The following is a 6,445-nucleotide window of genomic DNA, read 5'->3' as shown; positions in this document are numbered from 1 at the left end:
TTGTCGGAATCGTGTGCATGGACATGACCATGGTGGACGCCACCGACATCGAGGGAGTTCATGTCGGCGATGCAGTCACACTCATCGGTCGGGACGGGCAGGAGACAATCGGAGCGGACCATCTCGCCGAATGGACCGGTACCATTCCCTACGAAGTACTCTGCGCCATCGGCTCTCGTGTTCCCCGCCTCTACCAGGCCGCCTAGCTGACGCTCACGGCCAGGCCTGATCACCTAATAGGACACCTTGAGCGACACACCGCCGGTGTGAAGGGTGGTCCTGTACAGCCCATTCACCGCCGGATTCCGATTACCCGCGATCGTGCGGTCTTCGTAGAGGGACGCCTGGTATGAAATGTCGAGGCCGACGGCCTTCGGCTTCAGGAAGCCGATTCCTAGTTCGCGGCAGGGAATCAACCCGAGAAAAGACCCATTTTTCCCACACCACAGCCCGACTCCCCCGCCGACGATGTGCACATCGGCTGAAGGAACAGCCGGGTCAAACGTCAGGTCAGGCATTTGATTCTGTTGATTCGTATAGCCGCACCGCAGGGCCACTTCCCACCCAGGCATCGATTGTACCGAGAGCCAGCTGTATTCCGTTCCTGCCATCAGCGCATAGGTATTTCGCCAATTCAGCGGTTGAGCGATCGTCACTCCATTCGAGAGATGAACATCAAGATTGCGCACGGACTTCCACCCGACATGATCAATGTCGAATTCCACTTTCCATTCGCGTTCGCGCGTTCGGAGTGGCCAAATCGCGATCGCACCTGTTATAATCTGCGGCAAGACGAAAGTAGCCCTCGCATCGGATGCCAAGGCACCGTTCGCCAACAGCGCCCCCTTGAGATGCAACGTCGCTTGGCTCCGATACATAATCCCGATGTTCACCAGCGGTTTCCCGTCACCATTGCGAAGCGCAGTATAGAGGAGACCGGCGTTGAACCCTGCCGCCGTGTCTCGTCCGGATAGCTCGACGCGGGCCCCGGCAGGGATGCCGAGCCCGCCGGGCCAGACGGACTGTCTCTCGATATGCCCTTCTCCGACCAACCCGGAAAATGTGTAGATGTCCGCCCCCAACCCGATCGACACGTTTTCAGTCAGCCGATACGCTAGCGTTGGCTTGATATCCAACAAAGGCAAGGAATTGAATGTCGTTGCCGACCTGAACGGCCCATCGACCGGCCAACGGTTCAACGAACCGAACGGCACCGTCACACCGACACCGGCTGTGAGGTCCCCCAGTGCCGTTAGCCCCACATCTCTCAGATTTGCCGTGACGTAGGTATGCCCTGGTGGAGGCCAGGCCGCACTGCCGTTGCGATCTCCCCTCACGGTGACCCCGGCCGGGCTGGTAAAGGTGGTCACACCTCCGGAGATCAACGCGCCGGCCATGACCTGCACTCCCCGCAACTGAGTCATGCCTGCAGGATTATAGTGAAGGGCCGATGCATCGTCGGCCTGAGCGGCAAAGGCGTTGCCCATTGCTGACGCAGCCGTCCCCTGCCCCTGAATCCGCGGAACCTGAGCGCTCACCTCATCAACCGCAACGACCCAGGAACAGAGGAGACCAAAGAGGAATGCACCAGTCGATATTCTCCCTCGCATTAATCCCATCATGATCCCCGACTCTCCACTTGATTCACCACCCCGCCTTTGTGTATGTCCATTTCCTGAGCGTCACATATCAACGTTGACAAGACATTATCCCGTTCGAAACCACGACTCCACTACACGTTGCAGCTCGTCGACATCGAACGGTTTCAAGAGGTACGCCTGCGCTCCTTTACCGATTGCCCTCACCGCATTCTCCTTAGCCTCGGAGGCTGTAACCACGACAATCGGCACCCGCTGGTCTTCTTGCCGTATTCGGCTCAGCACTTCCATGCCATCGAGCGAAGGAAGACCGATGTCGAGGATCATGCCGGAAAAAAGACCTGAGCGGAATGCTTCAAGCGCCGGTAACCCGTCAGCCTCGGTCTGGACCTCGTAGCCCATGGCACCCAAGCGGTCCTTCAGCAGTTCACGGATGTCGCTATCGTCATCAACGACCAGGATACGAGGCGTTCTCCCTGTTTCTATTTTCACGGACGGCTCTGTCGATACCCTCAGCGGAAGGGTGAAATACAATTCCGCGCCCTCCCCCGCAGAACTGTGAGCCCTGATCGTCCCCCCGTGCAACTCAACCAGCGTACGGACGATGGAAAGACCGAGCCCGAGTCCCTTGATCCCTGTTCTCGCCTGTTTGATTCTGAAAAATGGATCAAAAATCTTCTCGATGAATTCCGCTGGAATACCAGGCCCCGTGTCCTGAACGGACACGCCCGCGTGCCTGACACCGTCCTGCTTGACCGCGACAGTAATACTGCCTTGCTCCGGCGTAAACTTCATGGCGTTATGCACGAGATTGATGACGATCTGAAACAGCCGATCGCGATCCGCCCAGACGAGCAACGGTTGGTCCGGATAGAGACAGACAAGTTGCTGTCGCTTAACCTGACCAAGCGGACGCAATTGCTCGACTACCTCGCTCACACAGGCTCCGAGATCCAACTCAGCGGGAGCCAATTCCAACTTGCCTGTTTGAATTCTCGTCCTGTCCAACAGATCTTCGATCATCCGTATCAACCGCTCTGAATTATCCAGCATCCGGGAAAGATACCGCTGCTGCTTCTCGTTGACCGCTCCCGTCAAGCCGTCCAACATGTTCTGCAGAAATCCTTTGATGGACGTAAGCGGCGTTTTCAACTCGTGTGACACATGTGACATGAACTGGGACCGCAGGCGATCGGCCTGCTCCAACTCAGCAGTACGTTCCCTCACCTTGGCCTCTAAGCCTACATTCAGTTCCTCGATCTGCTGGTAGGCCGAAGTATTATCGAGAGCAATGGCCACCTGGTGCGCAAAGGTGATCATCAATTCGAGGTCGTCTTCGGTGAGGCTTCGTTCTCTCCTCCGATCAACGATCATGCTCCCGATGATGCGGTCTTTCGTCTTCAACGGCACCACCATGAGAGCCTTCGTCCCGGTCAGCAGGGCCAGCTTCCGGTTGTGCGGATGGAGCCGGTCCCATACGGCCTTCACATCACTGATGAGCAGCGGCTTCCCCTGTAACAGCACCATCCCCTCGGGACTAAGAGGGTCCGTGACCGGAATTTCTAGCTTCTTGGCGAACTTACGTATCGACGGCGAAACGCCGTCCACCCGTGCATCCGTTGCGACCTGGCGGATCGGATCAAAAAAGGAAATGATGGCGCGATCGTAATGAAGATCGCGGGTGAGCGTCTTCAAGACCTTTTTCAGCAGTTCTTCGCGGTGCAGCGTCGAGCTGAAGAGCAGCCCGGCCTGATGCAGCACGGTCAGGTGCTGGACCGTTCGTCTGAGTTGAACCCGGGTTTGTTCCTGTTCGAGGTAGGCCTCGCGCAGTTCCTCGTGGCGAGACTCCACAAATTGAATCTGCTCATGAATCAACGCTTCGCGTTGCTGCCCATCTCGTCGCAATCGCCAATTGATCCATACTCCTGCGTACAGCACGGGCATGAGTCCCGCCAGCACCACCTCACCCGCACTCATGCCAGGAAAACTCGCACGCATGACGACCGCTATCAGGAAGCCAAACGCACCTCCCCAAAGATATCCGGACAGGTGCCCGCGCAGAGACGGATGCAAGGCATGCCGTTGCGCAGGATCTTTGAGCGGAGACAGGAGCCCGGAACCCGGCGTTCGACCACGATCACTCGCCTCTTCTCGGCCAAGGGAGTTCGCCAACGGCTCCATTTGGGGAAACAACTGATCGATGCGACTTGAGAGAATGCCTGCAGGTCGAGCCTCAATCTGATCGGCCGCATTCCGATCGGAAAACCCTCCGACCCTCCACATCCTTCGAATCAATCCGAAAGACGGCTCGGAATTCCATGTGATATCCCATTGACACCATGCGTCGTCATTCGCGATGCAGGAAGTTTCTATCAGCGTCGCAGGCGGTAATCCATGAACCCGTGCGGGAACCGCAGCCATGATTCCCTGAGCCGCCTGACACATCAGGTAGGTACAACGCCGGCGGTAAGGCCCATATTGCCGTAGCGTACGCTCCGCGAACCGCATCGCGAGCGTCGCGGATCGCCTCGTCACTTCGACTACACGGCACTCGATCGAGCCTGAGGCGAACTTGTTGCCGAAATAAGGAAACATCCCGTAGATTTGCGAAAGCGAAAACGGCCTGGCCAGAACCTGCATGATCGGCGAAGCTTTTTCCATCCCGCCGCGAAACACAAAACTGGGATCACCGGATATCCGTTCACAGAACTCATAGAGATACGCCGTAAACTCATTGGAATAACTATTCCACGCATTCTTCAGAAAGGCTGGCGTGACATGATAGACAGGGTCTTTAATCCGCTGATTCAGCACAGTACAGAGATCCTGTACTGCTCGTGAGCCAGCCGCTTCCCCCATCTGATGGGCAACACACGACTCCAGGAAGATGGCTGTCGCTCTGATGCTCATGCCTGCCACATCCCGGATCTTGTCCCCATGCTCATCGACACCGAAGGGACGAAATTCCATGTATTCCCGTTCAAGGATAGAGCGGTCTTTCGGCAGGAGGAAAGTGCCTGAGAGGAGGGGCCGGACGTCGCCCGCGACACCGCTGTTCATCGATCACGCTCCTAAGCGGAGGCGCGAAGCGCTATTGCTTGATTGTTCTCTTCAACCGCTTTTCCACACTAGCCGTTTTCGTCGTCAGACGCCCCGAGCGTCCTCGGCGATAGTCGACCTTGATCGTGCACGAAATCCGGCTACAATCTTTTTTCATGCGCTCATAACATTTCTTCACCACGGCAAACACCTCATCCCATTCGCCTTCAAGCACAGTCCCCATCGGGTTGAGGCGGTAATCCACTCCGCTCCTGTCGATGATGTCCAAAGAGCGCGCGACATACTTCCCTACACTCTCGCCCTTCCCCAAGGGCGACATGCTGAATTCCAATAACACCATGGTGGGACCTGCTTTCTTTCTAAGATTTTGCCGCAGTCGGCTCACTCTTTTGCCTTGCCCGTTCTTCAAGCCACACTTTCGGGTACTGCACTTTGCCCAACAACCTGAACCCGTCTAACGCTTCGCGCAAGAGCGCCCGGCGCTTTTCAGCGTCCGGTTCGTTCGCCTTTGCCTGCTCCCGCAATTGACCCAGCCATTCGACAAACGCCACAAACTCAGCGTCCAAAATCCGCTCCAGGTCCTCCTTCATGAAACCGGACAACACCGGAGCGACACCGCTCGTCGTAATCGCGACGCGGACATGTCCCGACGCCACCACCGCCGGCATCGTGACCGTAGACGCTTCAGGCATATCAACCGACCACAATGGAATTTTCCGTTCCCTCGATCCGGCAAAAAGCGAACGGGCAAATTCGCGATCGCCGCGGATCATGTTGAGGATCAAGATCACTCCCTCAAAGTCCGTTTCCCGAAATTGCCGGCACCGATGGATGATTTTCGCAGAGGCCGCGAGTTGCTTGAGCCGTTCATGCAGAGTCGGCGAGACAACCGTGACTTTTGCGCCGGCGCCCAACAATCGTTCCGTTTTTTCTGCCGCCTCTTCATCTCCGCCAAGCACCAGAACCGCATAGCCCCTGACGTCGAACGTAAGCGGGAATCCAGGATTTGCCGCCATGTTACTGCCTCCATTCAAAAAGAAGAGCTATCATACAACAGAGACTTTTCCAGGGTAAACCGTGCACTCCCTTTTTCTTTATCACACCGGTATAATGCAGTGCATTTTACAACCATTTACTCACAGGAAGGTGTCATGGCCGGATACAATCTGAGGACGCTTGGCCTGGCTGGAATTATTATCGGTCTTGCGGCTCTTGCCGCCTGGCTCGGCTTGGCCCATAGCTGCGACCCGCAAGGCGGAGAAGGGGTTATTGCCGGAAAAATTTTGATTAGCCCGGCCCTGGCCGATCAAGTCCGTTCCACAGATGTGCTGTTCGTCATCGTCAAGAGACCGGGCGGCACACCTCGCCCTGTCGCAGCCAAACGAATCGAGAATCCTCAATTCCCGGCAGAGTTTGAAATCACCAATGCTGATGTGATGATGCAGGGGTCCGAACTGCGCGGGATGGTCGACGTGATTGCAAGACTCGATCGAGACGGCCAAGCGGGTCCGGCGCAGCCTGGCGATATCGAAGGCCGTTATGCCAAAAATCCGACCCTGCCCGGCGGGCGCGACTTGGAAATCATCTTGGATACGGTGAAGCAGTGATGGGGAAGTGCTGAGACACTGGGTTGGGTTTGGTTGGCTTTGCGGCTGTTCAGACACGTTCTTCGGCAAGACCGCAGGGAGCGAAAGCCCGAGGCGTATGTTTCTTGATACGTTGAGGGTTTGAGCGAAGCGAGAACGAAGCCGAGGACGTGTTTCAACAGCCGGTTATGGCCCGGAGGG

At 56.7% G+C, this 6,445-nt stretch carries 6 protein-coding genes; 2 read left to right on the top strand and 4 right to left on the bottom strand.

The features are described 5' to 3' along the window. The coding region (locus tag ACWVCN_RS02770) for an alanine racemase C-terminal domain-containing protein (protein WP_455243987.1) at positions 1-206 on the top strand (206 nt) is incomplete at its 5' end. A 27-nt stretch (positions 207-233) separates the two neighbouring features. Here the strand turns inward: ACWVCN_RS02770 and ACWVCN_RS02765 are convergent. From ACWVCN_RS02765 to ACWVCN_RS02750, 4 genes are all read right to left on the bottom strand, one after another. Further along, the gene (locus ACWVCN_RS02765) at positions 234-1,622 is read right to left on the bottom strand and encodes an OmpP1/FadL family transporter (protein ID WP_455243986.1); all 1,389 of its coding nucleotides are present in this window, start codon (positions 1,620-1,622) and stop codon (positions 234-236) included. A gap of 84 nt (positions 1,623-1,706) precedes the next feature. Continuing rightward, positions 1,707-4,658, bottom strand: coding sequence for an ATP-binding protein (locus ACWVCN_RS02760; RefSeq protein ID WP_455243985.1), 2,952 nt, complete (start codon positions 4,656-4,658; stop codon positions 1,707-1,709). 31 nt (positions 4,659-4,689) lie between these two features. Beyond that, positions 4,690-4,998 carry an MTH1187 family thiamine-binding protein gene (locus ACWVCN_RS02755; RefSeq protein ID WP_455243984.1) on the bottom strand — a complete coding sequence of 103 codons (309 nt, stop codon included), beginning with the start codon at positions 4,996-4,998 and terminating at the stop codon, positions 4,690-4,692. Between the two features lie 19 nt (positions 4,999-5,017). Beyond that, entirely contained in the window at positions 5,018-5,674 is a 657-nt protein-coding gene (locus ACWVCN_RS02750; protein ID WP_455243983.1) for a precorrin-2 dehydrogenase/sirohydrochlorin ferrochelatase family protein, read from the bottom strand. 135 nt (positions 5,675-5,809) lie between these two features. Here ACWVCN_RS02750 and ACWVCN_RS02745 point away from each other — a divergent pair, with 135 nt between their 5' ends. Then, positions 5,810-6,265 (top strand): c-type cytochrome biogenesis protein CcmI/CycH, encoded by a 456-nt coding sequence (locus tag ACWVCN_RS02745; RefSeq protein WP_455243982.1) that lies wholly within the window; start codon positions 5,810-5,812, stop codon positions 6,263-6,265. Positions 6,266-6,445: the final 180 nt, after the last annotated feature.

This window comes from Petrachloros mirabilis, from assembly GCF_975968855.1.
Note: the sequence above shows the minus strand (reverse complement) of the source record. Positions and strands in the feature narration are given on the sequence as shown.